This is a genomic window from Streptomyces sp. NPDC051109 (genome assembly GCF_044455885.1).
Lineage (GTDB): Bacteria > Actinomycetota > Actinomycetes > Streptomycetales > Streptomycetaceae > Streptomyces.
The window spans coordinates 15,828-41,350 of record NZ_JBITFF010000021.1; the positions used below are offsets into that span (position 1 = coordinate 15,828).

Annotated in this window: 25 protein-coding genes; 16 read left to right on the top strand and 9 right to left on the bottom strand. The window is 70.9% G+C overall.

The features are described from left to right. Positions 1–252 precede the first annotated feature (252 nt). From ACIBAD_RS29835 to ACIBAD_RS29855, 5 genes are all read left to right on the top strand, one after another. The gene (locus ACIBAD_RS29835; protein WP_398909692.1) at positions 253–885 is read left to right on the top strand and encodes an RNA polymerase sigma factor; all 633 of its coding nucleotides are present in this window, start codon (positions 253–255) and stop codon (positions 883–885) included. Then, the gene (locus ACIBAD_RS29840; protein WP_398909694.1) at positions 875–1,213 is read left to right on the top strand and encodes a hypothetical protein; all 339 of its coding nucleotides are present in this window, start codon (positions 875–877) and stop codon (positions 1,211–1,213) included. The genes ACIBAD_RS29835 and ACIBAD_RS29840 overlap by 11 nt, the downstream gene beginning before the upstream one ends. A 213-nt stretch (positions 1,214–1,426) precedes the next feature. Next, positions 1,427–1,921 carry a hypothetical protein gene (locus tag ACIBAD_RS29845; protein ID WP_134067365.1) on the top strand — a complete coding sequence of 165 codons (495 nt, stop codon included), beginning with the start codon at positions 1,427–1,429 and terminating at the stop codon, positions 1,919–1,921. Between the two features lie 112 nt (positions 1,922–2,033). Then, complete coding sequence (locus tag ACIBAD_RS29850; protein ID WP_398909696.1) at positions 2,034–2,570, top strand: ArsR/SmtB family transcription factor; 537 nt, start codon at positions 2,034–2,036, stop codon at positions 2,568–2,570. Continuing rightward, entirely contained in the window at positions 2,567–3,862 is a 1,296-nt protein-coding gene (locus ACIBAD_RS29855) for an MFS transporter (RefSeq protein ID WP_398909698.1), read from the top strand. Before ACIBAD_RS29850 ends, ACIBAD_RS29855 begins: the two co-directional genes overlap by 4 nt. Positions 3,863–4,046: 184 nt before the next feature. On the opposite strand, the gene ACIBAD_RS29860 is transcribed toward ACIBAD_RS29855, so the two are convergent. Beyond that, positions 4,047–4,673: a hypothetical protein gene (locus ACIBAD_RS29860; protein WP_134067359.1), complete on the bottom strand. Its 627-nt coding sequence runs from the start codon at positions 4,671–4,673 to the stop codon at positions 4,047–4,049. 374 nt (positions 4,674–5,047) lie between these two features. Between ACIBAD_RS29860 and ACIBAD_RS29865 the strand changes: the two genes are divergently transcribed. Together ACIBAD_RS29865 and ACIBAD_RS29870 are read left to right on the top strand one after the other, a co-directional pair. Next, positions 5,048–5,542, top strand: coding sequence for a DinB family protein (locus ACIBAD_RS29865; RefSeq protein WP_398909701.1), 495 nt, complete (start codon positions 5,048–5,050; stop codon positions 5,540–5,542). A gap of 335 nt (positions 5,543–5,877) precedes the next feature. Further along, on the top strand, positions 5,878–7,407 hold the full coding sequence (locus ACIBAD_RS29870; RefSeq protein ID WP_398909703.1) for a hypothetical protein: 1,530 nt from the start codon (positions 5,878–5,880) through the stop codon (positions 7,405–7,407). A 58-nt stretch (positions 7,408–7,465) separates the two neighbouring features. Here the strand turns inward: ACIBAD_RS29870 and ACIBAD_RS29875 are convergent, their stop codons facing one another. Beyond that, entirely contained in the window at positions 7,466–9,232 is a 1,767-nt protein-coding gene (locus ACIBAD_RS29875; RefSeq protein ID WP_398909705.1) for an FG-GAP repeat domain-containing protein, read from the bottom strand. Between the two features lie 1,020 nt (positions 9,233–10,252). Between ACIBAD_RS29875 and ACIBAD_RS29880 the strand changes: the two genes are divergently transcribed. Further along, a complete protein-coding gene (locus ACIBAD_RS29880) occupies positions 10,253–10,450 on the top strand; it encodes a hypothetical protein (protein WP_398909707.1) in 198 nt (65 codons plus the stop codon). A gap of 214 nt (positions 10,451–10,664) precedes the next feature. After that, complete coding sequence (locus ACIBAD_RS29885) at positions 10,665–11,090, top strand: MmcQ/YjbR family DNA-binding protein (RefSeq protein WP_134067347.1); 426 nt, start codon at positions 10,665–10,667, stop codon at positions 11,088–11,090. 177 nt (positions 11,091–11,267) lie between these two features. Here ACIBAD_RS29885 and ACIBAD_RS29890 read toward each other — a convergent pair whose 3' ends face one another. From ACIBAD_RS29890 to ACIBAD_RS29905, 4 genes are all read right to left on the bottom strand, one after another. Next, positions 11,268–11,912, bottom strand: a complete 645-nt coding sequence (locus tag ACIBAD_RS29890) for a response regulator transcription factor (RefSeq protein WP_134067345.1) — start codon at positions 11,910–11,912, stop codon at positions 11,268–11,270. Next, positions 11,876–12,958 (bottom strand): histidine kinase, encoded by a 1,083-nt coding sequence (locus tag ACIBAD_RS29895; protein ID WP_398909709.1) that lies wholly within the window; start codon positions 12,956–12,958, stop codon positions 11,876–11,878. The genes ACIBAD_RS29890 and ACIBAD_RS29895 overlap by 37 nt, the downstream gene beginning before the upstream one ends. Before the next feature lie 192 nt (positions 12,959–13,150). Next, positions 13,151–13,981: a CPBP family intramembrane glutamic endopeptidase gene (locus ACIBAD_RS29900; RefSeq protein ID WP_398909711.1), complete on the bottom strand. Its 831-nt coding sequence runs from the start codon at positions 13,979–13,981 to the stop codon at positions 13,151–13,153. A gap of 119 nt (positions 13,982–14,100) precedes the next feature. After that, on the bottom strand, positions 14,101–14,682 hold the full coding sequence (locus tag ACIBAD_RS29905) for an N-acetyltransferase (RefSeq protein ID WP_134067341.1): 582 nt from the start codon (positions 14,680–14,682) through the stop codon (positions 14,101–14,103). A 245-nt stretch (positions 14,683–14,927) separates the two neighbouring features. On the opposite strand from ACIBAD_RS29905, the gene ACIBAD_RS29910 reads away from it, so the two are divergent. Both ACIBAD_RS29910 and ACIBAD_RS29915 read left to right on the top strand, forming a co-directional pair. Continuing rightward, positions 14,928–15,917, top strand: coding sequence for an NAD-dependent epimerase/dehydratase family protein (locus ACIBAD_RS29910; protein WP_134067339.1), 990 nt, complete (start codon positions 14,928–14,930; stop codon positions 15,915–15,917). Positions 15,918–16,084: 167 nt separating this feature from the next. Then, positions 16,085–16,690, top strand: a complete 606-nt coding sequence (locus tag ACIBAD_RS29915; protein WP_134067337.1) for a cadmium resistance transporter — start codon at positions 16,085–16,087, stop codon at positions 16,688–16,690. Between the two features lie 105 nt (positions 16,691–16,795). Here ACIBAD_RS29915 and ACIBAD_RS29920 read toward each other — a convergent pair whose 3' ends face one another. Next, positions 16,796–17,911, bottom strand: a complete 1,116-nt coding sequence (locus tag ACIBAD_RS29920) for a C40 family peptidase (RefSeq protein WP_398909715.1) — start codon at positions 17,909–17,911, stop codon at positions 16,796–16,798. Positions 17,912–18,287: 376 nt separating this feature from the next. Here ACIBAD_RS29920 and ACIBAD_RS29925 point away from each other — a divergent pair, with 376 nt between their 5' ends. After that, positions 18,288–19,253, top strand: a complete 966-nt coding sequence (locus ACIBAD_RS29925) for an amidohydrolase family protein (protein WP_398909717.1) — start codon at positions 18,288–18,290, stop codon at positions 19,251–19,253. A 615-nt stretch (positions 19,254–19,868) separates the two neighbouring features. Then, positions 19,869–20,576, top strand: a complete 708-nt coding sequence (locus ACIBAD_RS29930) for a DUF1345 domain-containing protein (protein ID WP_134067331.1) — start codon at positions 19,869–19,871, stop codon at positions 20,574–20,576. Positions 20,577–20,808: 232 nt separating this feature from the next. Here the strand turns inward: ACIBAD_RS29930 and ACIBAD_RS29935 are convergent, their stop codons facing one another. Further along, positions 20,809–22,059: an esterase/lipase family protein gene (locus tag ACIBAD_RS29935; protein ID WP_398909719.1), complete on the bottom strand. Its 1,251-nt coding sequence runs from the start codon at positions 22,057–22,059 to the stop codon at positions 20,809–20,811. 841 nt (positions 22,060–22,900) lie between these two features. On the opposite strand from ACIBAD_RS29935, the gene ACIBAD_RS29940 reads away from it, so the two are divergent. After that, positions 22,901–23,047, top strand: coding sequence for a hypothetical protein (locus tag ACIBAD_RS29940; RefSeq protein WP_398909721.1), 147 nt, complete (start codon positions 22,901–22,903; stop codon positions 23,045–23,047). Positions 23,048–23,250: 203 nt separating this feature from the next. Here ACIBAD_RS29940 and ACIBAD_RS29945 read toward each other — a convergent pair whose 3' ends face one another. After that, positions 23,251–23,724 carry a DUF2000 family protein gene (locus ACIBAD_RS29945; protein ID WP_398909723.1) on the bottom strand — a complete coding sequence of 158 codons (474 nt, stop codon included), beginning with the start codon at positions 23,722–23,724 and terminating at the stop codon, positions 23,251–23,253. Between the two features lie 50 nt (positions 23,725–23,774). Between ACIBAD_RS29945 and ACIBAD_RS29950 the strand changes: the two genes are divergently transcribed. Further along, on the top strand, positions 23,775–24,611 hold the full coding sequence (locus tag ACIBAD_RS29950) for an AraC family transcriptional regulator (protein WP_134067325.1): 837 nt from the start codon (positions 23,775–23,777) through the stop codon (positions 24,609–24,611). Positions 24,612–24,775: 164 nt separating this feature from the next. Further along, positions 24,776–25,198 (top strand): hypothetical protein, encoded by a 423-nt coding sequence (locus ACIBAD_RS29955; protein ID WP_398909725.1) that lies wholly within the window; start codon positions 24,776–24,778, stop codon positions 25,196–25,198. Positions 25,199–25,523 lie beyond the last annotated feature (325 nt).

Genomic DNA, 25,523 nt, shown 5'->3' on the forward strand with positions numbered 1-25,523 from the left:
AGCCGCAGCTGGTACGGCCTCACCCCATCCACCGGCACCGTGCAGGCCCTGAACGCTGCGGGACCCGAAAATTTCTCGGCGCGGGGCGAATCCTTCCGCGCCCACCGTGTCTCTCATAGGTGTGCGGACGAACGCGTCCGCCCCGCACCCCACCGGGAGGACCCCACATGACCACCATCGTCATTGCCGCGGCCGCGGCGCTGCTGCTGTGCGCGTGCACCGTCACGCTGCTGCGTCGCCGGAGGCGGCAGCGTGGCTGACCGCACCTGGCCCGGCGCGACATTGGTTGCCGCGGCGCAGCGCGGCGACGCGGAGGCGCTCACCGCCCTGGTGTACGACTCGTACCCGCACGTGCGCCGATTCGCGCACACGCTGTGCGCCACACCCCAGGACGCCGAGGACGCCGCCCAGGAAGCGCTGATCATCCTCTACCGCAAGATCGGCATGCTGCGGGCCTCCGGGGCCCTGGCGTCGTGGATGTTCCGGATCGTCCGCAACGAATGCCTGCGCCGCACCCGCGACCTGCTCCCCCGGGGACCGCTCGCCCCGCACCGCGGCGGACCCGGCCGCCACGACGGGCCGGGCCGGTCCGAGGCGCCGGACGACCACGACGCGTCCGCCGGCACCGCCCGGTCCGCCGAGGAGGACGTCCTGCTGCGCCTGGAAGCCGAGCGCGTCGGAGCCGCCCTCGCCGCCCTCCCCGCCGACCAGAGACGGGTACTGGTCATGCGGGACATCCAAGGCCTGCCCGGCCGCACCGTCGCGGACCGGCTCCAACTGAGCACCGCCGCCATGAAATCCCGCCTCCACCGCGCCCGTTCGGCGCTGCGCGAGGCGCTGCGCGAAGAACCGGCCTGCACGAGGGGAGACGACGATGACACCTGACCTGAGCACGACGAAGACCACCGCCCGGCCCGGTTCCCCGCCCGGCGCCGCCGGTACCGACGCGCCGAAACGCGGCGGCTTCGCCAGCGCCACCGTCCCGCGCCATCTGGCCCGCGGCGCGGTCGGGTTCGGCGCGCTCGCAGGATCGCTGGCCCTGCTGCCGCTCGTCGGTCCGGCGAGCCTGCTGCTCGCTCCGGTCGGCCTGGTCGCCCTGCGCGGCTGCCCGATGTGCTGGGCGATCGGCCTGGTGGAGACCGTATCGGCCGGGCGGCTGCGCCGCTCCTGCACCAACGGGAGCTGCGAACTGCGGCGCGCCCAAGTGGACTGACACTTCGTGGCGATCACCTCGCGGCCCGGATGGGGAGGGCCGCGGGGTCCTGTACGGCCACGAGCGGCAGGTGCCCACTTCGGTGGCGCCTACGGCCGACCACCCTGGCAGGACGGCCTTCGGGATGGCTCCGCCGGGCAGATGCCCGATGTCCGGAAGGACCTGCCGGTGAGGGGATTGGTTTGTCGTGTACCTGTGAGACAGGCTGTGCCCATGGCGAGACGATCACAGGTCCGGGCGGGTACGGCAGGCGGTTGTGTGCTCAACGGCTGCCTGACCTTCCTGGGCCTGCTCCTCGTGGCCGCCGTCGGCATGTGGATCTGGCTGGAGACGCAGCCGGCGCGTGACGACGCCCAGGCGCGCAAGAACCTGCGGGCGCGCGTCGAGGTGTTCCGCCACCGGCTGGGCGGGGCAGCGGCCGACGGCATCCTGTCCGACACGGAGATCGCGCAGGTCTTCCCTCCGTCGAAGCCCGCCAGGGGCCTCGTCGGCGTGACGCGGCAGGGCGGTGCCGTCACCGTCGTCGCAGAAGTGCTCGGCCAGGGACCGCCTCGGAGCTTCCTCTCCGTGTACGAGCGATCGGTGGCGGGCTGTTACGCCTTCGAGGTGGCGGCCGCGTCCCCCGGGGCGCCGCGGCCGTCCGTCCGGGAACTGCCCCGGGAGGCGTGTGCGGCAAAGCCGGCCGCGCCCCGCGGATCCGGGCGTTAGGAACCCGCATTCGCACCCTCGAGCGGCCGTTCGTGCTTCGTGCGAGCCAGATTCTGGCAGTCTCCGCGAAATACCCTTGCCCAATGGTCAAGAATCGTTGACCATTGCTCGCATGCCTACCGATGACCTTCCCGAGACGTTTCACGTCACCACGGACGAGCAACTGCGCGCCGTCTCCAACCTCACGCGCCACCGGATCATGGCCGTGCTCCGCTTCGAGCCGGCGACGATCACGCAGATCGCCGAGCGGGTGGGCCTTGCGAAGGGGAGTTCCAGCTATCACGTACGGCTGCTGGAGCGGGCCGGCCTGGTGAAGGTGGTACGGACGCGGAAGGTGCGGGGTGTCACCGAGCGGTACTACGCGATGGCCGCGCGGTCGATCGCGCTGCCGGATCCGGGCGAGGGCGGGCCGGATGTGCTGATGCGCCATGCGGTGGCGGACCTGGAGGCGTCGCCGGCGGGTGAGCGGCACGTACGGATGGCGCATCTGCGGCTCACCGGCGAGCAGTTCGCGGAGCTGGGGACGCGGTTGCAGGCTCTGGCGGACGAGTACCGGGAGCTGTCCGATCCGTCGCTGCCGGACGCTTCACTCGTCTTCGCACTGTTCCACCCGACATCGCGCGAGCCGGCCGAAGGGGAGTCCAAGTGACCTCAGACGTTCGGAAGTTGCCGACCGGGTTCGGACGGCTGTGGACCGCGCAGACGGTGTCCTCGCTCGGTGACGGGGTGTCGCATGCCGCGCTGCCGCTGCTCGCGTTGACGTTGACGCGGGATCCGATGGCGCTCGCCGTCGTCGCGGCCGCCGGGACGCTGCCGTGGCTGCTGTTCGGGGTGCTCGGCGGTGCGCTGGTGGACCGCTGGGACCGCCGGCGCACGATGTGGGTCATGGACGCGGCGCGTGCGGTGCTGCTCGCGATACCGGCGGCAGCGGCCGCGCTCGACGTGCTGAGCGTTCCGATGCTCGGGGCCGTCGCCTTCCTGCTCGGCCTCGGCGGACTCTTCTTCGACACCGCCGCCACGGCCTATCTGCCGGAACTGCTCGGCCGCGACCCCGCACTCCTGGAGAGCGCCAACTCCCGTCTGCGCGGGGCCCAGACCGCCATGTCCGGCTTCGCCGGGCCGCCTGCGGGCAGTGCGCTGCTCGCGCTCGGGAGGGCGGTTCCACTGCTCGCCGACGCGGTGTCGTTCGCGCTCTCCGCGCTGCTCGTACGGTCGCTTCCCGCCATGCCCCGGCCCGTGCCGGAGGTTCGAGAGTCCCTGCTTCGGCAGGCGCGGGCCGGCGCCTCGTACGTCTTCCGGGACCGGCTGCTGCTCGGGCTCGCGCTCCGCCCGGCGGTCGGGAACGTCGCCTTCCTCGCTGTGGAGACCGTCCTCGCCCTCTTCGCGCACGATCGCCTCGGCATCGACACCTACGGCTTCGGCCTGCTCCTCACGGCGGAGGCCACCGGCGGCCTGCTCGGTGCAGGCATCGCCTCCTCCCTCGGCCGACGGCTCGGCACCGGCACCGCACTGACCTGCACGGCTGCCGTGGAAGGGCTTGCCATCACGGGCCTGGCCGCTGCCCCGAACCCGTACGTGGCAGGGCTGGCGCTCGCCGTCTGCGGGGCTGGAATGGGCGCCACGATGGTGCTCGGGCCCTCCCTCCGGCAGGCGATCGTCCCGGCCCACCTCATGGGGCGGGTCGCCTCCACCTCCCGCATGCTGGCCATGTGCGCCGCCCCGCTCGGGGCCTTCCTCGGCGGCTGGTTGGCCACCACCTACGACATCCGCACCCCGCTCTACGCCGCCGCCGGCCTCCTCCTGGCGATGACGGCCGTCACGGCGTCCATGACCAACAACCGCCGGGTCGAAGCAGCACTGCGTGCCGCAGCCCCCGTCGACGGCTCGGATCACCCGGCAGCCAGGGAACCCGCCCGGGAGAGTGCACCCGACGCGTTGTGAAGCCTGCGGTGAAGGCGTCACAACACGTCGGGTGCGTCGGGGGCCAGCCCCCGGAGGGGCGCAACAGTGGCCGGGGCCGCCGGTTTTGACAGCGATACCGGGCTTGTCAGCGCCGGCCTTCCCGAACCAGACCATGCGTCAGCGCGGTGAGTTCCGAGGTCGAGCGTTGGCGTCCGCTGACAGATCAGGCCTGCGACGATTCACGGGCAGCCGAGCGACGCCCCCCGACGGAAGCGACCAATGCGTCTGCCACGATCGCCGCGTCCGCCTCCGCGACGTCTGCCGGGTATTCCGGTAGCAGATCGTCCCAGACGGGCATCCATGATCCGTAGAGCTGGGTCTGTCCCTCGGGCCGTGCGAAGAACCAGATGTGCAGGTGCGCGCCTCCGTCGCCGATGCGGTAGACGTGGGCCCGCGAAATGTGTGGCAGGGCCTGCACGTGACGGACGATGTGAGTGGACAGGACGCCCAACTCGGCTGCCAGCTCATCGGGCAGGTCGGCCATGTCGTAGTGCTCACGCGTATGCAGCATGAGCACCAGCGGAACACCGACTCCCGTGATCCGGGTCAGCCGCCAACTGTCGTTGAACCAGATCCCTTCGTCTCGGTCACGGCACGCGTCGCAGTTCGACGGGTCCTCGCCGTGTCGCGGAGGCTCGGGCAGCACCGGAGGGCGCAGCGCCGCCACCCGCAATCCGTCCGCTTCGAACGGGCTGATGTCCCACCCCGTCATGCGCGCGAGCGGGAGCCGACGCTCGCCATCCGCAGAGGCAAGCGCGTGGTCGTAGAACTCGTCAGGTCGCAAAGCCATGATCGAAGGTTAGTTGGGCCTCGACGCCCGTCGAGGACCGGGGTGACCTGACTCCTCCTTGGTGGGGGCAGACCACGGTCCTGTCGGACACACGGCTGGTCGGTTCTACTGCCCCGTGACATCGGGTCCTTTGGGCCGGCAACGCGTACGGCGCCAGTCCCGGCGCGGCAGCCCGACCAGCAGCCACACCCGCTCTGTTCACACTCTCGGCGAGGCGGTCGGCGTAGGCGTCGGGGAGCTCATGGACCATGAGGTGGCGGGGCATCGCTCCGGGCGCTGACAAGAGGGATCTCCTGGACTGACGCCGTACCAGGCGACGTTCGCCGTGCAATTTTGCGGCGCGGTGTGGGACGGATGCCGTTAGAGTCACCTGCATGGCTGAGACACAGCGCCGCAGGGTGCCCCGCAATGACGGTGGCGAGCTGGACACCGCGATGGCTTTCCTATCGTTCGCCAGGCAGTCCGTGATGAAGAAGGCGGACGGTCTGACGGAGGAGCAGCTACGCCAGGTCCTGGTGGAGTCGGGGACCACGGTGTTGGGCCTGATTCATCACCTGACTCTGGCGGAGCGGTTCTGGTTCGGCTATCACGTGGCCGGTCGGGAGTCGGACGATCCCGGGGACATCGGCATGCAGGTGCCGGCCGGTCGCAGTTCCGGGCAGGTGCTGGCCGACTACCACGCGGCGATCGCGGCCAGCGACGCCGCGATTCGTGCCGCCGGTGATCTGGGAGAGCCTGTCGCGATACCGGTCGAGGGCACGTTCCTCTCGGTGCGGTGGGTCGTTGCCCACATGACCAGCGAGACCGCAAGACATGCCGGCCATGCGGACATCCTGCGGGAACAGATCGACGGGACGACCGGGCGCTGACCCCGCTCTGGACGCCCTCGCCCCCCATTACGCTGGACTCGCACCCACGACCCGCAGTTCAGGGCCCTCGATCCGCGGCGAACAGCCTTCCCCGCCGTGGGAACCAGTCCCCACGGCGGTGAAACCCCTACACCCAGTGGACTTCCAGGGAGAACCGCTCTCCACGAACGGGGGGATGGGGCCCCCGTCGACCCGATCCGGCGATGATCGCCCGTGAGCTGCTGTGTAGGCTGTGCAGGCTGAGCGCGTTCAAAAAACTGAAAACGGGGGGCTCGGTGCGCAATCGCCGACTCGTAGTGTCCGCTGCCGCCATCGTGGCGGGAGCCATCGGTTTCATGCCCGGACCGGCTCAGGCCGCTGATCCGGTCGAGCCCGCCGCGCAGGCCGCGGGAGCACCTGCCGTCGACGCGACAGAGGGCGTGGCGGCAGGGTTCGGAACCTTCACCAGCACAGCCGGCGCCACCGCCACCGGTAGCGCGCAGCTCAGTGTCTTCCTGAGCGCCCGGATGTCCTCGGCGCACGGCTTCGAGCTGACGACCTCGCTCAACAGGGGTACCCCGCCGTTGGACACCACCATCGACTGGGGTGACGGCAGCACGGACACGGTGGTGGCCTCGGGTTCTTCGGAGACGAGGACCAGGCACATCTACAAGGAGCTGGGCGAGTACACGATCAAGGCCGCTGTCGCCGATCCGGTACTCGGGACGCACGCCACCAACGAGGTCCGGGTCACGACGCTGGGCTCGGAGTTCACCCCGTACGGCCCCACCCGACTGCTGGACACCCGCAGCGGCACGGGCGCCGTCAAGGGCAAGGTCCAGGGGTACTCCTCCACCCGTCTCAAGGTCGCTGGGAACGGCAGCATCCCGGCCGGGGTCACCGCCGTCGCGCTCAACGTGACCGCCACCAACACCACCAGTGGCGGGCACGTCAGCGTCTTCGCCTCCGGTGCCACGCGGCCGACCGCGTCGAACATCAACTTCGAGGCCGGTCAGACCGTTCCGAACCTGGTGATCGCGAAGGTCGGCGAGGACGGCTGCGTCGAGCTGTACAACGGAGGCTGGGAGCCGGTCGATCTGATCGCGGACGTCACCGGCTACTTCAGCCGGCAGGAGGCCGGCGGGTACGCCCCGCAGGCCCCGGCCCGGGTCGTCGACACCCGCTACGGGACCGGCACGCAGCGCGGTCCGGTCGCCGGCCAAGGGTCCTTCACCGTCAAGGTCGCCGAACCGGGCGCCACCGCCGTCGCGCTGAACGTGACGGTCACCAACCCGCAGGAGGCCGGTCACCTGACCGTCCATCCGGCCGGGCAGACGGCGCCGACCACGTCCAACGTGAACTTCACCGCCGGGCAGACGGCAGCCAACTCGGTGATCGTGCCGGTCGGCAAGGACGGCGAGGTCACCGTCCGCAACGGAGCCTGGACCCGGGCCGACGTCATCGTGGATCTGGTCGGCACGTACGGCACCGCGAGCGGCGGTGCCGCTAACGTGCCGACCACGCCCGTCCGGACGATCGACACGCGGAGCTGGCCCAACGGACCGTGGCCCACGCGCGGGTACGTCCGGCAGGGTTTCTCGAGGGAGCAGGAGGCCTGGGTGCTGAACGCCACGGTCACCAACACGCGCGGCACGGGCTTCCTCTCGGTGGCACCGGACCCCAATTCCAGCAACGACTACGCCCACGGAACCGCCGTCACTCCGGAGCGTCCGGTGTCCTCCACACTGAACTGGACGGCGGGCAACACCGTCGCCAACCTGGTTCAGACGGGCACCGGTGCCCACGGCATCGTCGACCTCTGGAACCAGGGCTGGGACGCCGCCGACCTGGTCGTCGACATCTTCGGCTACTACGACAACGAGTAGCCGAGCACTGCTTCGAGGCGTCCCGGGACCGGCGCTCGGCCGTTCCCGGGACGTCGACTCAGATGATGTTCTTGTAGATGTTCCAACCGGTGCCGAACTTCACCCGGGCAGTGAAGGTCGCGGTGCCGGCGTTGCCCGTCGAGGTGTACCGGTACAGGTCGCCGTTCGGGAGACGGCCGATCAGGTCGCCCTTGCTGTCGCCGTCGATGTCACCCGGGACGAACAGCAGGTCGTACTGGCCGAAGCCGCTGCCGACCTGCTCCCGGGCGGCGAACGGCGCGGTGGCCGTCCCCGTTCCCTTGAAGAGGAACAGGCGGCCGGAGGTGTCCCGCGCGAGCAGGTCGGCCCGCCCGTCGCCGGAGTAGTCGCCCGCGCCGACGAGCGCGTCGTAGCCGTTCCAGCCGGTGCCCACCTTGATGCGGGCGCCGAGCTTGGTGTACAGCGCACCGTCGCCGGGGTGGAGCCACAGCGTGCCGCCCGAGTCGCGGCTGAGCAGGTCGCCCTTGCCGTCGCCGGTGAGATCACCGGGGCCGACCATCATGGTGTAGTTCCACGTCGTGCTGACCCGCTGGCCGCGGATGTACAGGTCACTGCCGATGTTCTGCACGTAGCTCGCGTGGTTGTGGTTGTTGAGTGCGGTGGCGTACGTGGTGCGGGAGCCGGGTGTCTCGGTACCCGCCGCGACCGGCGGCGTCAGGTAGTCGCCGTTGGCCAGGGCGCTGTACTTGGCAAGGACGCCGTTCGACTGCGTGGCGAGGTTCTGTGCCTTGCCGTAGAGCTGCGTGGTGCCGGCACCGACCATGAACTTGTTCCGTTCCCACCCGCTTCCGTAGTAGGTGGGGGCCGCGAACTTGCCGCCGCCGATCGACTTGTGGAAGTACTGCTTGCCGTCGCGGCTGCGAGCGATCAGGTCGCTCATGCCGTCGCCGTCGACGTCGTCCGGGCCGCTGATCACGTTGTACGTGTTCCAGCCGGTGCCGACCTTGACGCGGGCCTTGAGCGGGGCCGTGGCGCTGCCGGCTCCCTTGTGGAACCACAGCTCGCCGTTCAGCGTACGGGTGAGGACGTCGCCGAGCCCGTCGCCGTCGACGTCGCTGGCGCCGACCAGTTGGTCGTACACCCCCCAGCCGGAGCCGGCCTTGACCCGCGTGTTGAAGGGTTTGCTGACGCTTCCGGTGCCGGTGTACAGCCACAGGTCGCCGGCGTGGTCGCGGGCCAGCAGGTCGGGGTAGTGGTCCCCTGTGAGGTCGCCGGTGGCCATGACGCGGTCGTAGATCTGCCAGCCGCGGCCTGACCACAGGGGTGCGGAGGTGCCCTGCAGGCCGGTCTCGTAGAGCGTGAGCTCGCCGTCGAAGGAGAGGGAGAGCAGCTCCGCCTTCGTCGTGCCGCCCACATCGCCGACCGGCAGCAGGTCCTTGTACGAGGCATCGGGATCGGTGCTGTAGATCGCGTAGTCGCTCCAGGCCGCGACCTTCGACAGGTAGACGGCCGTGCTGTGGTCGTACTCCATGACGATCATGTCGCTGATGCCGTCGCCGTCGACGTCGTGCCGCGGTTTCGCGGCAGCCGCCACCCGCGCCGGATTCGCGGCGCGGGTCGGCAGGACGACGCTCGGGTGGTCGTGGTCGTGGTCGCGGTCGCTGCGCGGTGTGGCCGCGGAGACCGAATCCGCCGCCGGGTCGGCTGCGGGCCGGGTGGTGGCGGAGCCGGATACGCGGTGTTGCGGGGCTGCGCTGCTCGGGGCGGCCGCCAAGGCGCCGACGGCCAGGGCGAGTACGCCGCCGGCGGCCAGTGCACGCAGTCGTCCGCGGTGCGATGAAGTCAAGATCCCCCCTGAGGATCGAGCCGGGATACGCCCGGACACGTGTTGCTGTGTGCTCGTAGACGTGTATTCATACGCGAACGGTTCCCTCTTCCGTACGCGCCTCTTCCCGGAGCCGGGTCCGTCCTGACGTTCCGATGTTCGATCAGGGGAGTCGGGTGGCGACTTTCTCGTAGTCGGCAGTCTTTATCCAGGTGAGAAGCCTGCTGACGTGGACCGGGGTTGCGTCGCGGAGGTATTCGTATTCGGTGAGGGTGAGGGGTTGCCTTCATGACGGCTTGGATGTAGCCGTGGCGGGCTTGAGCATCAGTTGCGTTCGCGAAGGTTTCGATGCTGCCGCCGAGTTCGATGTCAGCGGGCTCGTTGCCCTCGATCTGGACGGCCGGGATCCGCCCGTCAGTGAACGTGGTCTTCGACGTGTGGTGACGGGGGCGCCCACGGCCCGACCCGCAGACCGGCGAGATCCTCGTGTGGGACCAGGCGCAAGGCGGAAGGAGCAGCCGCCTCCCGTGTTCCAGGGCGCCGGCGGCGGGCAGCACGGCGGCTGGGGCTTCGGAATGGCAGTACGCATCCGTCGGGTCGGCCACGATGGCGAACGGCTCGCCACCGAGCCCCTGTTCACGACGGAGCCCAACGCGGCCAGGCGGCAGCGCGGCGGCACCGGCCGCACTGGAGAGCGCCGGGCGGGGCGTGCGGGGGTGTCCGTGGCGCCATCCGGGTCCGTGGCGGGACCCGGCCGGGGTGGCTTCGACCGGCCGGGGCCCGCGCATGTGGACCTCTCGTCGCCGTGCCACCCTGACATGCCGTGCCCCGCGCTGCGCGCCGGGCACGGGGCGGGATGCGCCAGGCGGGTGACAAGCTCACGCCTGTGGCTGCACCAGGGCGCGGCGGGCACTGGGGCGGTCGAGGATGGGGTTTCCCCTTGTGCCTCGTCGAATGGAGCCCTTCATGTTGGAGCGCAGGTCGCGCAAGGACGGTACCGAGGTAACGTTCGTCCTCCCGCGGGAGGATCCGCCGGGGCCGGTGAGCGTGGTGGGGGACTTCAACGACTGGCGGCCCGGTGTCCACACGCTCCAGCCGCGCGAGGACGGCAGGCGGGCGGTCACGGTTGCGCTGCCGGGCGACACGACGCAGTCGTTCCGCTACCTGGCGGCCGGCGACTACTGGTTCAACGAGGAGAGCGCCGACGGCGACGGCGCCAACAGCCGCCTGCACACCTGACGAAGCCTCCCGCCATGGCTCCGTGCCCGGGCGTTGCCGGCACCCGGAGACATGGCGGAGTGCGCGGCCGTCGGGGGCCATGAGGAACGGCGGTCGCATAATCTGCTGCCGAGGTCAGCGAAGCCGGCCGACGCCGTAGTCGCGGACGGACCGGTGCCGGGGTAAGGCGAGGCGGCCCGCCCCGCCGCCACCCGTGGATGAAGGACAGCGCCGAATGAATCCCGATGACGTCGCGGCATACGCACTGGACCTGCCCGAAGCCAGTGAGGAAGAGCCGTGGGGCCCGCACCGGCCCGTCTACAAGACCGGCGGCAAGATCTTCGCCACCCTGGCGTCGGCCGGCACCTCGCAACCCGAGCGGCTGAGCGTGAAATGCGAATCCGCCCTCGCCCTGCACCTGTACGAGCAGTACCCGGCGGTCCGTCCCGGGTACGGGTACCAGGGCCCCCGGTGGCACTGGCTCACCGTGCACCTGGACGGAACGGTCCCCGACGAGGAACTCGCCGAGATGATCAGCCACTCCTGGCAGTGCGTGGTGGACGGTCTGCCCCGCACCACCCGCGACCGGCTGCACGGCCTTCGCCGTGATCAGACCCGGCCCCCGGCGCAGAGCCGGGTGGACGGTCCCGCGTCGCCGTAGCCGTTCGGCGCCGTCAATACCTGATGGGGGGTCAGGTATTGGGAGAGCGCGCGGCTACCACGTGGGCAACGCCGTGTATGCCTGCGACAACGAGCGGGACGGCAGGCAGCGGCGTGTACGTCGACCGGCGTTCGCCCGGCCCCGCTGGCCTCTCGCCCGGTGGGTGCTGCCTGACCTTCAGCGTCGCAGGTAGGCGAGGACGGCGAGGACCCGCCGGTTGTCCTCGGTCGAGGGGGCGATGCCGAGTTTCGCGAATATGCTCGCGGTGTGCTTGGCGACGGCGCTCTCGCTGAAGTGGAGAGCTCCCGCGATGGCGGCGTTGGAGCGGCCCTGCGCCATGAGTTCCAGCACGTCGCGTTCGCGCGGGGTGAGGGCCGAGATGGTGCCGCGGGCCTCGCCGCGCGACAGCAGCCGTCCGATCACCTGCGGGTCCAGGACGGTCCCGCCCGCGGCGACGCGGCGTACGGCGTCGACGAACTGGCCGGTGTCCGTGACCCGGTCCTTCAGCAGGTAGCCCACCCCGCCGTCGTCGCTCGACAGGAGCTCGTTCGCATAGAGCTGGTCGACGTACTGCGACAGCACGAGCACCGGCAGGCCGCGATGGCGGCGCCGGGCTTCGAGCGCGGCCTGGAGCCCCTCATCGGTGTAGGTCGGCGGCAGGCGTACGTCGACGACCGCCACGTCCGGTCGCTCCTCCAGCAGGGCGCGCGAGAGACCGGGGCCGTTGTCCACGGCGGCGACGACCTCGAAGCCGTGCTCGGTGAGCGTGCGGACCAGGCCGTCCCTCAGGAGGAAGAGGTCTTCGGCAAGTACGACGCGCACGGGATCTCCAGGGTGACTGTGGTCGGGCCGCCCTGCGGGCTGTGCAGGACGAGACTTCCGTCGAAGGTAGCCAATCGCCCTCGGACACCGAGCAGTCCGGTCCCCCGGGAGGGATCCGCGCCACCGCGGCCGTCGTCGGTGACGGTGACGCGCAGCCGCGGGCCGCCGGCGCAGGCGTCGTCGTGTGCGAGGGCGACGTCGACGCGGCCGGCACCGGAGTGCTTCGCCGCATTGGCCAGCAGCTCGTTGACGGCGAAGTAGGCGGCCGACTCCACAGCGGCAGACAGCCGCCCGGTCAACTGGACGTCGACATACACGTCGAGGAAGCTGTCGAGGGCCAAGGAGCGAACGGCGTCGCCCAAACCGCGGTCGGTGAGGACCGGCGGCTGGATGCCCCGGACCAGGCCGCGGAGGTCCTCAAGGGCCCGCCCGGACAGTTCGCGCACCTCAAGCAGCGCGGCCCGCGCGGCCGGTAGATCGTCCTCAAGCAGACGCGTCGCGCTGTCCAGGCGCATGCCGAGGGCGACGAGCCGTGCCTGCGCCCCGTCGTGCAGGTCCCGCTCGATGCGCCGGAGCTCAGCCGCCCGGTCGTCCAGCACGTCCGTGCGACTGTCGGTCAACTCACCGATGCGCCGCTGGAGTTCGGTGACGAGCGGGGTGGCGAGCAGTCGTTGCCCCCACCGCGCGTGCAGGCCCAGGACGGGCGGTGCGAGGAGGAGCCCCGCCGCCGTGAAGCCGAGGCCCAGCACGACGGCCGCGAGCATCAGGGGAGTGCTGTGCACGGGGACGAAGGCGTACCAGTTGCCGTCGTCCAAGAGCCGCCACACGAAGGGCTGCACGAGCACCCCGAACAGCCCGTACACGGCCAGGGACGGCGGTACGGCAACCAGCAGACCGCCCACTACGGGCTCCAGCCACGCCCAGGTCAGGTCCCGCCAGAACCCGGCGTCGGCCAGGACCGCACGCCCCCGCGGTCCTCGGGAGCGGATCGGGCGCAGCGATCCGTACGCCCGACCACTGCGCCGCCCGCTGCCGGGCGCGGTCACCGCAGCGGCGCAACGCGGCCGCGGCGGGAGGCAGTACGCGGAAGCCCACGCCGACGGGCAGCAACAGCAGGGCTCCCACGACGGCCGCTCCGACGGCTGCCACCTGCAGGCCCAGCAGACCGGCGAGCTGGCAGCGGCCGACGGCGGCCATGCGGCGGGACAACGCCCTGCGGAGCCGGAGGAAACTCGAACTCATGTCCTGTGCAGGGTAGCCGGTCCGGGCGCCGCCGGGTCCGGTGCACGCCAACCCGCCCGCAGCGCGCCCACGATCACAGCCACCGCCAGACAGGCCAGCCCGAAGCAGACCATGGGCAGGACCGCTCCTGACTCCTCGTCCATGAAAAGGAGCAGTCCGAGGTTGACCAGCGCGTGGAAGCCACCCGCGAGCAGCAGCCGCCGCCATCCGCCCACGCCCTCAAGTGCGATGCCCAAGACCACCGACATCGCCACGGTGGCCGCGAGGAATCCGGCGGCGTAGGCCGGCGCCTGCCCGAAGACCGGCACGTGCCAGGCCCCCCACAGCACTCCCACCGTCACCGAAGAGGCGACCGTGCCCAGACGGGTGCGCAGCAGCGGCTGGAGGTAGCAGCGCCAGCCGACCTCCTCCTCGCACGCCCCCACCAGCTGAGCCACGGCTATCAGCACGAAGGAGTGGTGCAGAGAGCCCGGCGGCGTGAAACGCACCTGCCCGCAGACCGCGTCGTACCCGAGCACGGCGAGCGCGACGATCAGCCCGGCAGCACCGAGAAGCACCACACCGCCGGCGGATCGAGCGCCCCCTCGTGTCCCCGTGCCCCGGAGCAGCTCACGCGTCTGCCGGCGCCGGTACAGTGCGGCCCCGCCCACCGCGAGGGCCGGCCCGAACTGGGTCAGCTGCACGACCTCGTCCGGAACACCGGTTCCCGGCTGCGCCGCTCCCAGCACTCCGGCCGCCACGAAGGCCACGGCAGTGAACACACCCACCGTGCTCCACACCTCGACACGCTCCGCCCGCCCCACACAATCCCCGTCCGTGCGTCCCATGAGCGCCTTCCCCCTCCGTCCGACGTATCCAGTACGCGGACCACGATGCCGCCCGACGGCCTGCGATCCGCTGTACCTGGCAGCAGAGTTGGGGTGGAGCTGGGTGCACCCGTTGACGGTCAGGCGGGTGCGGCCGTCGCGGGCCCGGCCTGATCCGAAAGAGGCACGGCTCGGCTGCGGCGGAAGTCCTGCATGTAGAACACCTTGTCGTAGCGGCGCTCCCCGACGGCGACGAAGTCGGGCAGGCGGCCGTACTCGGTGAAGCCGAGCGAGCGGTAGAGCCGTAGGGCATGGGTGTTGTCGCCCCGGACGTCCAGGGTGAGGACCTCGATGCCCGCGGCCCTGGCGTCCGCGACCAAGGCAGCGGTCAGCGCCCGGCCGATGCCGCGCCCGTGCGCGGCGGCGTCCACCGCGAGCTTCTCCAGATCGGCGTGCGGCCGGTGCGTCGGCCGGGCGTAGCGCCGCCAGTAGCCCAGTCCGACGAGGCGGCCGCCCAGGTAGGCGACGCGCAGGGCCGCGTCACCGGCCTCGGCGGCAGACAGCACCTGGTCGAGCAGCTGAGCCACCTCGTCCCGCGAGGGTGGATCGACCCAGCCGAGGGCCGCGCCGCCTGCGATCAGATCCGCCAGGATGCGGTGCACCGCCTCCGGGTCGCGGGTCCACTCGCGGCCGTCCAGGACGGTGATCTTCTCCGGCTTCATGTCCGCACCCTAGGTGATCGACTCCAGGGGTGGCTGCGAAGGCTGCCGGGGAGGGGAGGGGAGGGGAGGGGAGGGGGCATGGGGTGTGGTCTGCCGAAGCACGCCGAGATCTCTCCGCGACCGGTCGTCGCGAGAGCACCCTCTCGAGGGCGCTCTCCAGGGGCCCGGTAGAGCACCCGCGCGGGGCGCTCCGCTCTGGGCGAAGGCGCGTGACCCGGACCGGCCGGCCGTGGTCCAGTGGGCTGATGGAAATATTGGTACTGGGTGGAACGGCATGGTTGGGCCGCGAGATCTCGCGGCAGGCACATGGGCGGGGGCATCAAGTGACCTGTCTGGCCCGGGGGGAGAGCGGGGGTGTGGCCGAGGGTGCGCGTCTGGTGGCCGCCGACCGGCGCAACCCGGCAGCGTACGAGGCCCTGGCGGACCGCGACTGGGACGCCGTGGTGGAAGTGTCCTGGCAACCCGGCTTCGTGCGCGGTGCGCTGGCGGCCCTCGGCAGCCGCGCCCGCCACTGGTCGTACGTGTCGTCGGTCAGCGCGTACGCCGAGCACGCGCGGCCGGACGCGGATGAGTCGGCCGCACTGCTTCCGGCGGCCCAGCAGGCCGAAGCCGGCCGCGAGGTGTACGGGGAAGCGAAGGTGGCCTGCGAGAAGGCCTCCGCGGCCGCGGTGGGGGACCGGCTGCTCATCGCGCGGGCTGGGCTGATCGCCGGTCCCGGCGACTGGAGCGATCGCAGCGGCTACTGGGTGGCCCGCGCCGCCCGCGCCCCGCTGGCGCCCCTGTTGGTACCGGATTCCCGGGACCTCCTGACGCAGGTGATCGACGTCCGGGATCTCGCGTCGTGGCTGCTGGACGGCGCGGAGAACGGTACGAGGGGCACGTACGACGCGGTTGGCCCGGTCGTGCCCTTTGCCGAGTGGGTCGCCCTGTCCCGGGAGGTGGGCGGACACACCGGGCCGACGGTGGAGGCCGACCCCGAGCGGCTGCTCGCGCAGGGCGTGGAGCGGTTCATGGGTCCGGAATCGCTGGCCATGTGGATGCCCGATCGGGAGTGGGCCGGCTTCGGAGCGCGCAGCGGAGCCGCGGCGGTCGCGGCCGGCCTGCGCCACCGGCCCCGGGTCGAGCTGCTGAGGGACACCCTGCGCTGGGAGCGGGAGGAGGGCCTGGACCGGCCGCGCCGTGCGGGCCTGAGCGCCGAGCGCGAGCGCGCCCTCCTGGAGGCCCTCGCTCCGTAGGCCCTGGTCCGCGCAGGCGCAGCGCGGTGCGGGCGGAAGCGCGCAACTCGTCCACGGGGTGTGTGCCGAGCCCGTGAGGCAACGTCACCCGGCTCCGGCGAAAGGGGGGTTGTGGGCTCCCGGTAGCGTCGCCGGAGTCAACCGTACCGAAGGAGAGGCCCCTACTCGTGGACCTGGGCATCATCGGGCAGGCCGCCGGGCTGTTCGCCGTCACCAACATCGACGACATCCTGGTCCTGGCACTGTTCTTCGCCCAAGGGGCCGGCCACCCCGGCTCCGCCCGGCGCATCGTGCTCGGCCAGTACCTCGGCTTCGCCGCGATCCTGGCCGTGGCCGTGGCCGCCGCCTTCGGCGCCACCTTCCTGCCCGAGTCCGTGATCCCCTACCTCGGCCTGCTGCCGCTCGCCCTCGGCCTCAAGGCCGCCTGGCAGGCGTGGAAGGACCACCGCCACGGTGATGCGGACGACGGGGGGCCTCAGGGGAAGGAGGGCGGCCCCAGCCCGCTGGAGGTCGCCGCGGTCACCTTCGCCAACGGCGGCGACAACATCGGCGTCTACGTGCCCGTCTTCGCAGCCGCCGGCGTCGGCGGCATGACCGCGTACGCGGCGGTGTTCCTCGTCCTGGTCGCGGTGTGGTGCTTCGCAGGACGGTTCTTCGCCACCCGCCCCGTCATCGCCGAGGCCCTCGCCCGCTGGGGCCACGTCCTGCTGCCCCTGGTCCTCATCGCCATCGGACTGCTCATCCTCATCGAAGGGGGCGCTTTCGGCCTGTGACACGGCTGGACGCGTCCCAATCTCGACGAGGTCCGGGTGCCCCCGCTCGGCGACGCCATCCTCCGCCCTCAGCTGGACGTTCAGCGTTTCAGGCTGGAACGCGCGTCAGCGGGTGAGGAAGCGGGTGGCGCCCACGTAGACGCGCCCGGTGGAACCGATGGGCTCCTCCCTGACCGGGTCACCGGTGCGAGGCGAATTGATCATCATGGGTTCGCCGTTCCTCGTCCCCGAATAGATGCCGACGTGGGTGACCTCGGTACCGGTGGCGGGGCGGAACGCGACGATGTCGCCGAGCCTGAGGTCTTCCGTACCGGTGATCCGCACGCCCGCGGCCGAGCCGGCGGGCACCTGCCCGCCACCCGCATCGAACTGCGGCTGGGCGTCCCGGGGGATCGTCACGCCGAGGGCGGAGTAGACCTGGCCCGTGAGACCGGAGCAGTCGTAGCCGAATCCGGAGGTGCCCGACCACAGGTAGGGCAGACCCAGGAAGGCGCGTGCGGCAGCGACCACGTCCGCGCCGCTCGGGGCGGCGGCCGGCACCCTCGCCAGGTCGTCAGCCCGGAAGAACAGCCGGCCACCGCTGGGGGAGTAGGCGGCGACGACTCCGGGCAGTGGACCGGCCTTCACCGGGAAGGAGGTGTTGTACGAGTACTCGCCCGCCTGCCCGGACTGGCGGCCATCAAGCGCGGCCCGGGCGGTGGCGAAGCCCCGGGCCGTGGGACGGGCAACGCGTTCCTCGTGCGTACCGCCGGGCGCGCGCCGGTGCTCCGAGGTCAGTTGCCGGTCGGGAATCCAGCCGGGGTAGGCGCCCCGTCCTGCCTGGTCCCTGGGGGTGGGCTGGCCCTGCACCCATACGTGGTCCCAGAGCAGACCGCCGTGCCACTCGGTGCGGTCCACGCTCACCCGGATGCCGTGGAGAGCCTGCGTCTCCCCGGCGACCTCACGCCGCTCGTCCAGGGACATGGTGGTCAACCAGCCGCGGATGTCGGCGGGATTGGTGGTCGCCGGGGAGTCCACGGGGCGGACCTGTTCGGGGCTCACCCAGACCTGAGCGACCGTCACGTCGACGTAGCAGGTCGCGGCGCCGTTGCAGGGACGGGGCGCGGTGGACACGGAGGGGCGGGCCGATGTGGTGGGAGCCGCGGGGGCTGCGGTGGCCGGGGCGGCGAGGGCGAGGAGCATCGCGGAGGTTGCCGTCAGGACGGTCTTCACGGAATACATACGTCGATGCTGTCCAGGGCAGCACGCCTGCGAACCCCTCCGGCCCGGTCGACTCCCGCGGGGCGTGGGATCGACCTGACGCCGTCAACCGGTACCCGGCGTCGTGCAGGGGAACGGGTCGGGCAGCTGCTGCCGAGGCCGACCCGGACGTCCTCCTCGGCCGGACCCCGGCACGAGCGAACACCACCCACGCCCGCCCGCACCCGACTCTCTGCGCCATGCCCAGCGAGTCTCCGAACCGATCCCCTCACCGGGGAGTTGACAGGCGAAGGCTGTCCCGCGCGGCCAGTCCGGCGCCGCGGCCTTATGGTCCACGCGACGCCCTTCGAACGGCGAAGACTTCGCCGTGACCCGTCCTCACGCCAGGAGCCTTCGCATGCCCGCACCCATCGGTCTGATCGACGTCCACCACCACGCCATCCCGCCCTTCTACGCCGAGGCCCTCGGCGACCGGAAGGCCATCCCCGGTGTGGACTATCCGACGTGGACCCCCGAGCAAAGCCTGGAGGTCATGGACGCCCACGGCATCGCCGCCGCCGTCCTGTCCGTCACCGCCCCCGGCGTCACCTTCCTCGACGGCCCGGACGCCCAGAAGCTGGCCCGTCGCGTCAACGAGTACTTCGCCGAGCTGGTCCGCGAGCACCCCACCCGCTTCGGCGCCTTCGCGATCCTGCCCCTCCCCGACGTGGCCGCCGCCCGCGAGGAGCTCCGCTACGCGCTCGACGAGCTCGGCCTGGACGGCGCCGGCGTCCTGACCTCGTACGGCCACCGCTATCTCGGCGACCCCGAGTTCGAGCCCCTCTTCGCGGAGATCGCCGAGCGCGGCGCGGCCGTCCACGTCCACCCCGCCGCCCCGCCCAGCCGCGACCTGGCCACCTTCGACCTGCCGGTCTCCCTCTACGAGTTCACCTTCGAGACCACCCGCACCGCAGCCAGCCTGCTCTTCAACGGCGTCCTCGACCGACTGCCCGACCTGCGGATGATCCTCTCGCACGCCGGCGGCACCCTCCCCTTCCTGGCCCGCCGCCTCACCTACGGCACCACCATCGGCGCGTACCTCGCGGACCGCGCCCCGGAGGACGTCATCGGCACCCTCGGCCGCCTCCACTACGACATCGCGATGTCCGCCAACGACTTCGCGCTCCCCGCCCTGACCCGCCTCACCGGCACGGACCACATCCTCTACGGCAGCGACTACCCCTTCATGCCCGCTGCCCACACCACCGAGAACACCAACGGCTTCGCCGAGTTCGACGGCTGGACCGACGCCCAGCGCGCCGAGGTCGGCCGCACCAACGCCCTCCGCCTCCTGCCCACCCTGGCCGCCCGCCTCACCCCCTGAAAACCCGCCTGGCGCGGATGTGCCCCGATACGGCTTCGGCGGCTTCGCACCACGACGGCGCCCCCGTCACCTGGCCGGACGATCCCGTTTCCGGAGACCCCGACCCCGGACTCACACCCGTGAAGCCGGGGAGCGGGCCCCCGCAGTGCACTTCCCCACGGTTGCGCCCCGCCGTTGACCGTTCCGCAGCAGAGGACCCCGGCAATGATCGTCCGGGTCCTCTGCCGCGAGGCGTTTGCCGAACCGGGAGGACGCGCAGCGCCTGCCTGCTCCCACCCGGTCCGGTGGGGTCTCGCCCGTACCGGCTTCTCCGCGACGGCGAGGGTCCGTCGAGGCCCGGGCCCGCGGCAGGCACGTGAGTGCGGAGCGTGTCGGTCACGCCGTCGCATTCACTTCGGTTTACGGTGAGATCCAAGATCCCGGTCTCGTGGCGGGCGAGCGAGCGGGGGACGGTCGTGGAGGCAGCCGCCGCCACACGACTTCATCTTCGAGGAGCCGCAGATGAGTGCGACGTCATGGGCGAACGGCGCGACCCGCCGTGCCGCGACCCGCCGTGCCGTTACCGCGGCTGACCGTACGATCTGACCCGCCACCGAGCCCGGGCAGCAGTCGGCCGTGACCGGACACACTCCCTCCGATGCGAACCGTACGGGCGATCCGTACGAGCCGGAGCCGCAGCCTGCGCAGTCCGCAGAGAGCCGCTGGCCGATGGCCGGAGCCGTCATCGCCTCCGCGGTGCTGACCCTGCTCCTGCCCGACGATTTGCGCCTGGGGCCCCGGTGGGCGCTTCCCCTCGCCGAAGGACTGCTCCTGGTGGCGCTGCTCTCGGGCGACCCCCTTCGGATCAGCCGCCGCTCGACTGCCTTGCGCGCAGTGTCGATCGCCCTGGTCGGCGTGCTGGCGTGCGGCGCCATCTGGTCGACCGTCCGGCTGATCGACGATCTCATCCACGGCGGGAGCGAGACCAACTCCGCCACTGCCCTGCTGCTGGCCGGCAGCAGCGTCTGGGCCTCGACCGTCCTCGCGTTCTCCCTGCTGTACTTCGAACTCGACAGCGGCGGGCCTGCCGCCCGAGCCCACCGCATGCCCCGGACTCCCGCACTGGCCTTTCCCCAACAGCTCAGCCCCGAACTGAACGCCTCAGACTGGCGTCCCCGCTACATCGACTACTTCTACCTCGGATTCACCAATTCCACCGCCTTGAGCCCTACCGATGTCATGCCCCTCGCCCCTTGGGCCAAGATCGTCATGACCCTGCAGTCCATCGTCTCCCTGGTCATCCTGGGACTCGTCGTGGCCCGGGCCGTCAACGTCCTCGCCTGACAAACCGCCGAACCACCGCACCCGCGCGACACCTGCGACCCACCACGCCCCTCTGCAGGGGCGGAACCGCATCCGGAATCCACCGCAGGTTCCACAACACCACCCTGAGTCGGCAGGGTTGGGACGGCGGCATCCGCCGTGTGGCCGTGACGGCGGCCGGACGGCTCGGTGACCGGATCCCGGGTCCTCGGTCGTGCCGGGACCGGGAGCCGGTCATCGTCGTGGCAGAGGGTTATTCGCCCTGGAACTTGGTCAGGATCCACTCGCCGAGTTCCTCGGTCATCAGCGTGTGTCCCTCGTTGTCACTGGCGCACATGAAGGCGTCGAGTTCGCTGTCGGCCGGGTCGATCTTGCTGTAGAGCATGTCGCGGTCGTCGATGTCGCCGGCCGCCACCGCGCTGACGCTCGGGACGAACGTGCTCGTGTTGTAAGTGAGTTCGGCAGGCTGGCCTTCGAGAAGCCCGGCGAGGAGGGCGGCGGTCCCGAAGTTGCCGGGGTGGCCCGGAAGATTGTGCGCTTCGGGGAACAGACCTCCGGGAGCGCCGTCGATGTCGGGCAGGCCCCTGGTGGTGATCTGGATCTGGGGGGCTCCGGCCTTCTTCAGGACGGCGACGACCTGTTCTCCCGTGTTCTGCGTGTCCAGACGGGTACCGGTCAGCTCCTGACCGGTCGTGCGCATCGCCGTCACGCCGGCCGGAATGTTGTTGCCGGCGCCGGTGCCCATCCCGTTTCCGACACCGAGCCTGCGTACGCCCTCGGGCCAGCCGCCGACCCGTTCGAGTTCGGCGAGGAAGTCGGTGCGGGCCTGGTCCTGACGGGCCTCGGCCTCGACGGTACCGATGTGCCAGCGCAGCAGTTCTCGGGCGGCCGGGCTGTTGACCAGCACGGAGAAGCTGCTGAGGAGTTCACCGAACCCCGGCATCGAGCCCCAGTTGTCCTTCACCCAGTGCGCGAACGCCTGTACCCCGATGGGCAGCCAGGCGCCGCGGTGCGGGGTGTCGTAGGAGAGGTAGGTCGAGGTCTGGGGGTCGTCACCGTCGTGCTGCATCTTCGCGAGGGCGTAACGCGTGACCAGCCCACCCATACTGAAACCGCCGACCGTCAGCTTCGCGGTCCCTTCGCGGTCGTCGATCGTCTTCTTGATGCACTGGATCGCCACGTCGGCGTTGTCGATGATGGACGCGGACCGCTCGTCGAAGCCGAGGAGGACCAGATCGAAGCCGGCCTCCCGCAGCGAGGAGACGAACGGGTACTCGCCGTTCTCCAGGGCGTTCCACAGGGCATCGGGATCGCTCTTCCCGCCGGAGAAGCCGTCGGAGAGGATCACCGGCTTCCTGACCCGGCTCTGGCCCGGAGTGCTGTAGAACACCCAGGCGGTTCCCCCTTCGAATGGCCACGTGGTGTCCCACGCTGAAGTCCTCGGGTAGGCGGGCTGAGAGCCCGGCATGGCGTTGTCCCAGATGCTCACAACAGGCATGGTCATAATCCGGTTCCTCCCTCTCGTGGTGCGGCCGGGCTGCGCCACCCGTGAGGCCGCTGCTTTCAAGGCGAAAGCGGAACCCATGATTGCGAGGCTCGGTTCCCGCTACCAGCGGATCCACACCACGTCACCCTTTCGACCAGACGCCCTTTCTGTGCAGGTCACAGGGCTGACAGGGAAGAAACGATGATGCGGTCCCCGAGGTCCGGGAGCATTCGGCCGGGCGTGAAATTCGCCTGAGAGACGGCTTCGAGCGCCCCTGGTATTACGGGAATACCGTGATTTCGGTCAGCCGTGTGCGTCGACCAGAAGAAGGTGACCGAGAGGTGCATGGCGGTCAGGTGATCGGGTGCACGCAAGGGGGCGTGGTCAGCTCCTGACCGCCGTCACATCCGGCGGGGGTGGATGAGGTGACCGAGGACCGCAGACGGGCCACCGCCGAAGCGGTCACCGGGCCCTTGAATCCGGGATCTGGAACGGAAGTGCCGGCCAAGGCGGGATCAGCCACTTGCTCACTTCTTCAGCGGCCGACACCAAGCCCCGGCGTACCCAACAGCCGGCTCCGCGTCTTAGGACCGCTGGTGTCAGCGTCGGGCGTCAACTCTCGTCCGCGTATGTCACGCGGGATGTCGAACGCCGTGCTTCTCATGCCGCGCGATGGCCGGGCGTGGCTATGGTCGCCTCAGTCCGCGTCGAAAGGGCGTGCGCGGGCGAGGCCCGGTGACCAGAGCGCTCTGGCGGCAGTAACACCGGGCCGCCCCACCACCTGACGGACACCGGACCCCTCGGCCCGCCGACCGGCCGGCTGAGGGGGAGGCCGGCCGCGGCCTTAGGGTTCGGGAATATGACGAGGCCCCCGCCACCGCGCCCGCTCGACGTCGCGGTGCTCTTCCCCGGGCTCGCCGCCCACCGCGGCACGACCACCCCGCTGCACCCGCGGCCGGGCAGCCCCGACGCGTCGGTGAGCTCCGTGCGCGGGCCGATGCTCTGACCGGCGGACGAGCCGTGGCCGGTGTGCACCGACCGCACCCCCGCGGGCGTGGTCGGCGCCCCGCAGACATCCACCGGGAGCGGCAGCTCCTTGCCACCGCGGGGCGGACGAATCGACGGATACGTGTGGGTGGAGGTGCCCTGCGGGGCCGTAGCCGGTCAGCACCGTGGCGTAAGGGCGCTCCCAGGGCAGGGCGGCGCCGCTCACCGGTGCATGCGGGCGCCTTTGAGGACCTTGTCCACGGAGTTGCGCGGCCCGTGGACGGCGATCCCCACCAGGTCGAGCTGGTCCTTGCCCACCGCCGCCACCGCTGCCCGGTTCGCGAGGTCGTGGCCCGTGCCGAAGAGGTCCGAGGTGAACACCGCGGTCGGCAGTCCGCGCCGCACCGCCCGGTCGTGCGCCGCCGTCACCGCTTCCTTCGCGCCCTCGAAGACCAGAACGGGCTGGCGGAACATGGGCAGGTAGGGATTGCCATCGGCGTCCTGGTACGGCTCGCCGACCACCTCGGGGAGGGCCGTTCCGAGCCCGCTGACGAGGAACGCGGTGACGTTCAGCCGCTGCCACGTCTCCAGGTCCTCGCGCAGAAGCACCGCGATCTTGGTGTCGAAGCGTACGGGCACCTCCGCGCGGTCCGCTTCGGCCTGTTCCTCGTTCTCGTTCTTCGTCTCGTTGCTCATGGCTTCGAGACTGCCGTGCTCGGCCTCCCGCGGTCTTGTACGTTCTTTGCGTGCAGCTCCAGCAGGAAGTCTCGGCCTGGCGCCCGCGGGTCGCGGGTGTCGTCGAGGTCTTCCACGCCCGATTCACCGCGCACGCGTACCCCATGCACGTCCACGACGAGTGGACCCTGCTGATCGTCGATGACGGCGCCGTCCGCTACGACCTGGACCGCCACCGGCGCGGCACCCCGGGCGGCACCGTGAGCCTGCTCCCTCCCCAGGTTCCGCACAACGGTTCCGCGGCCACCTCGCACGGGTTCCGCAAACGCGTCGTCTACTTCGACACGACGGTGCTGGACGAGGGCTTCATCGGCGCCGCCGTAGACGGTCCGGACCTCGCCGACTCGCTCCTGCGCCGACGCGTCGGGCAGCTCCACCGGGCGCTGGTCTCTCCCGGTGACGAATTCGAGGCGGAGAGCCGGCTGGCCCTGATCGGCGAACGGCTGCGCCTGCTGCTCCAGCCGCGCCTCGAACTCCCCGGCGGCCACACTGCATCGCTCGGCGCCCGCACCCGCCACGGCATCGCGGGCGACCTGCGCGAACTCCTCGACGAGCGGGTCGTCGCGGGAATCTCCCTACTGGAAGCGGCCGGTCAGATCCAGGCCCACCCCGCCCATCTTGTGCGCTCGTTCAGCACCGCCTTCGGTATCGCACCGCACCAGTACCTCATTTCGCGCCGGGTCGCCCTGGCGCGCCGGCTGCTCCTCGATGGCCGCCCTGCCGCCGAGGTGGCGGTCGAGTCGGGGTTCCACGACCAGCCCCACTTCACCCGGCACTTCAAACGAGTCGTGGGCACCACTCCCGGGCGCTACGCCTGCTCTGCGGCTGTTCGATTGCCAGACGGCTAGGAGCTGTCCGGCCGATCGACGTCAGTCCCGAGTTGGCCTGGTTGCGAGCAGGTGTGGCCGTCCACTTGAATCGGCGGAAGATCGCTTGGTCTGTCGAGCCAATCGGCGGTATCCGCTGCTTCGACAGACGGCAGGCCTCAACAACGCACCAGGGGGAGCGCACCATGGCGGTCATTCACTACTGCCTGCACCGGGACGGCGAGCCGGAGTTCGGGGCCGATACGGCCCGCACCACCCGGCCCCTGCCGTATCCGACTGCGACGATCAGCGAGGACGGCACCCAGTACCAGTGCCATCAGTGCGGGGGCCGCAAGTGGGACGCCTGCGGGGATGAATGCTACCTGTGCGAGGTGACCGGCTGGTTGGACATGCCCGTCGGCTACGAGTGCTCGCCCAGCCCACAGGATCTGGTTGCCTTCGTCGCCGAGCGCGGGCGGCCCGCCGCTGACGGCGACCGCGTCATCGCCTTCGAGGGAACAGCCACCAGCTACCGCGACGGCACGCGCCTGCTGTACTACGGCATCCCGACCCACGTCGTGGAGAGCCTGCCCTGGAAGGGGTTCATCGCCCGCCACCTCGCCAGCTAGGACTTGTCCAGCTGATTATGTGACCACTCCGCCTCCGGGTCGTTGGCGTGGACATGGAGCGGGGTGATCTGAGTGATGCCGCGTTCGGGGCGAGTGGGAACGGCTGCGGACGTGCCTGCTGGTCAGTAACAGGCGTTGCGGCAGGTGGCTGCCCGAACGGTTCGGGCATTGGAAGACGGTCTACGAGCGGCACCGCCTGAGGTCCGGTGACGGGACGTGGGAGCGTCTGCTCCAGCAGGTCCAAGCCGCGGCCCACTCGGCCGGTGAGATCGACTGGGACATCTCGGTCGACTCCACCATCGTGCGGCGCATCGACACGCGGCCG

Coding starts and splice junctions, on each gene's coding strand:
- ACIBAD_RS29840 (WP_398909694.1), top strand. CDS start 875: ATGACACCTGACCTGAGCACGACGAAGACCACCGCCCGGCCCGGTTCC.
- ACIBAD_RS29845 (WP_134067365.1), top strand. CDS start 1,427: ATGGCGAGACGATCACAGGTCCGGGCGGGTACGGCAGGCGGTTGTGTG.
- ACIBAD_RS29850 (WP_398909696.1), top strand. CDS start 2,034: ATGCCTACCGATGACCTTCCCGAGACGTTTCACGTCACCACGGACGAG.
- ACIBAD_RS29860 (WP_134067359.1), bottom strand. CDS start 4,673: ATGGCTTTGCGACCTGACGAGTTCTACGACCACGCGCTTGCCTCTGCG.
- ACIBAD_RS29865 (WP_398909701.1), top strand. CDS start 5,048: ATGGCTGAGACACAGCGCCGCAGGGTGCCCCGCAATGACGGTGGCGAG.
- ACIBAD_RS29870 (WP_398909703.1), top strand. CDS start 5,878: ATGCCCGGACCGGCTCAGGCCGCTGATCCGGTCGAGCCCGCCGCGCAG.
- ACIBAD_RS29885 (WP_134067347.1), top strand. CDS start 10,665: ATGAATCCCGATGACGTCGCGGCATACGCACTGGACCTGCCCGAAGCC.
- ACIBAD_RS29900 (WP_398909711.1), bottom strand. CDS start 13,981: ATGGGACGCACGGACGGGGATTGTGTGGGGCGGGCGGAGCGTGTCGAG.
- ACIBAD_RS29905 (WP_134067341.1), bottom strand. CDS start 14,682: ATGAAGCCGGAGAAGATCACCGTCCTGGACGGCCGCGAGTGGACCCGC.
- ACIBAD_RS29910 (WP_134067339.1), top strand. CDS start 14,928: ATGGAAATATTGGTACTGGGTGGAACGGCATGGTTGGGCCGCGAGATC.
- ACIBAD_RS29920 (WP_398909715.1), bottom strand. CDS start 17,911: ATGTATTCCGTGAAGACCGTCCTGACGGCAACCTCCGCGATGCTCCTC.
- ACIBAD_RS29925 (WP_398909717.1), top strand. CDS start 18,288: ATGCCCGCACCCATCGGTCTGATCGACGTCCACCACCACGCCATCCCG.
- ACIBAD_RS29935 (WP_398909719.1), bottom strand. CDS start 22,059: ATGACCATGCCTGTTGTGAGCATCTGGGACAACGCCATGCCGGGCTCT.
- ACIBAD_RS29940 (WP_398909721.1), top strand. CDS start 22,901: ATGACGAGGCCCCCGCCACCGCGCCCGCTCGACGTCGCGGTGCTCTTC.
- ACIBAD_RS29945 (WP_398909723.1), bottom strand. CDS start 23,724: ATGAGCAACGAGACGAAGAACGAGAACGAGGAACAGGCCGAAGCGGAC.
- ACIBAD_RS29955 (WP_398909725.1), top strand. CDS start 24,776: ATGGCGGTCATTCACTACTGCCTGCACCGGGACGGCGAGCCGGAGTTC.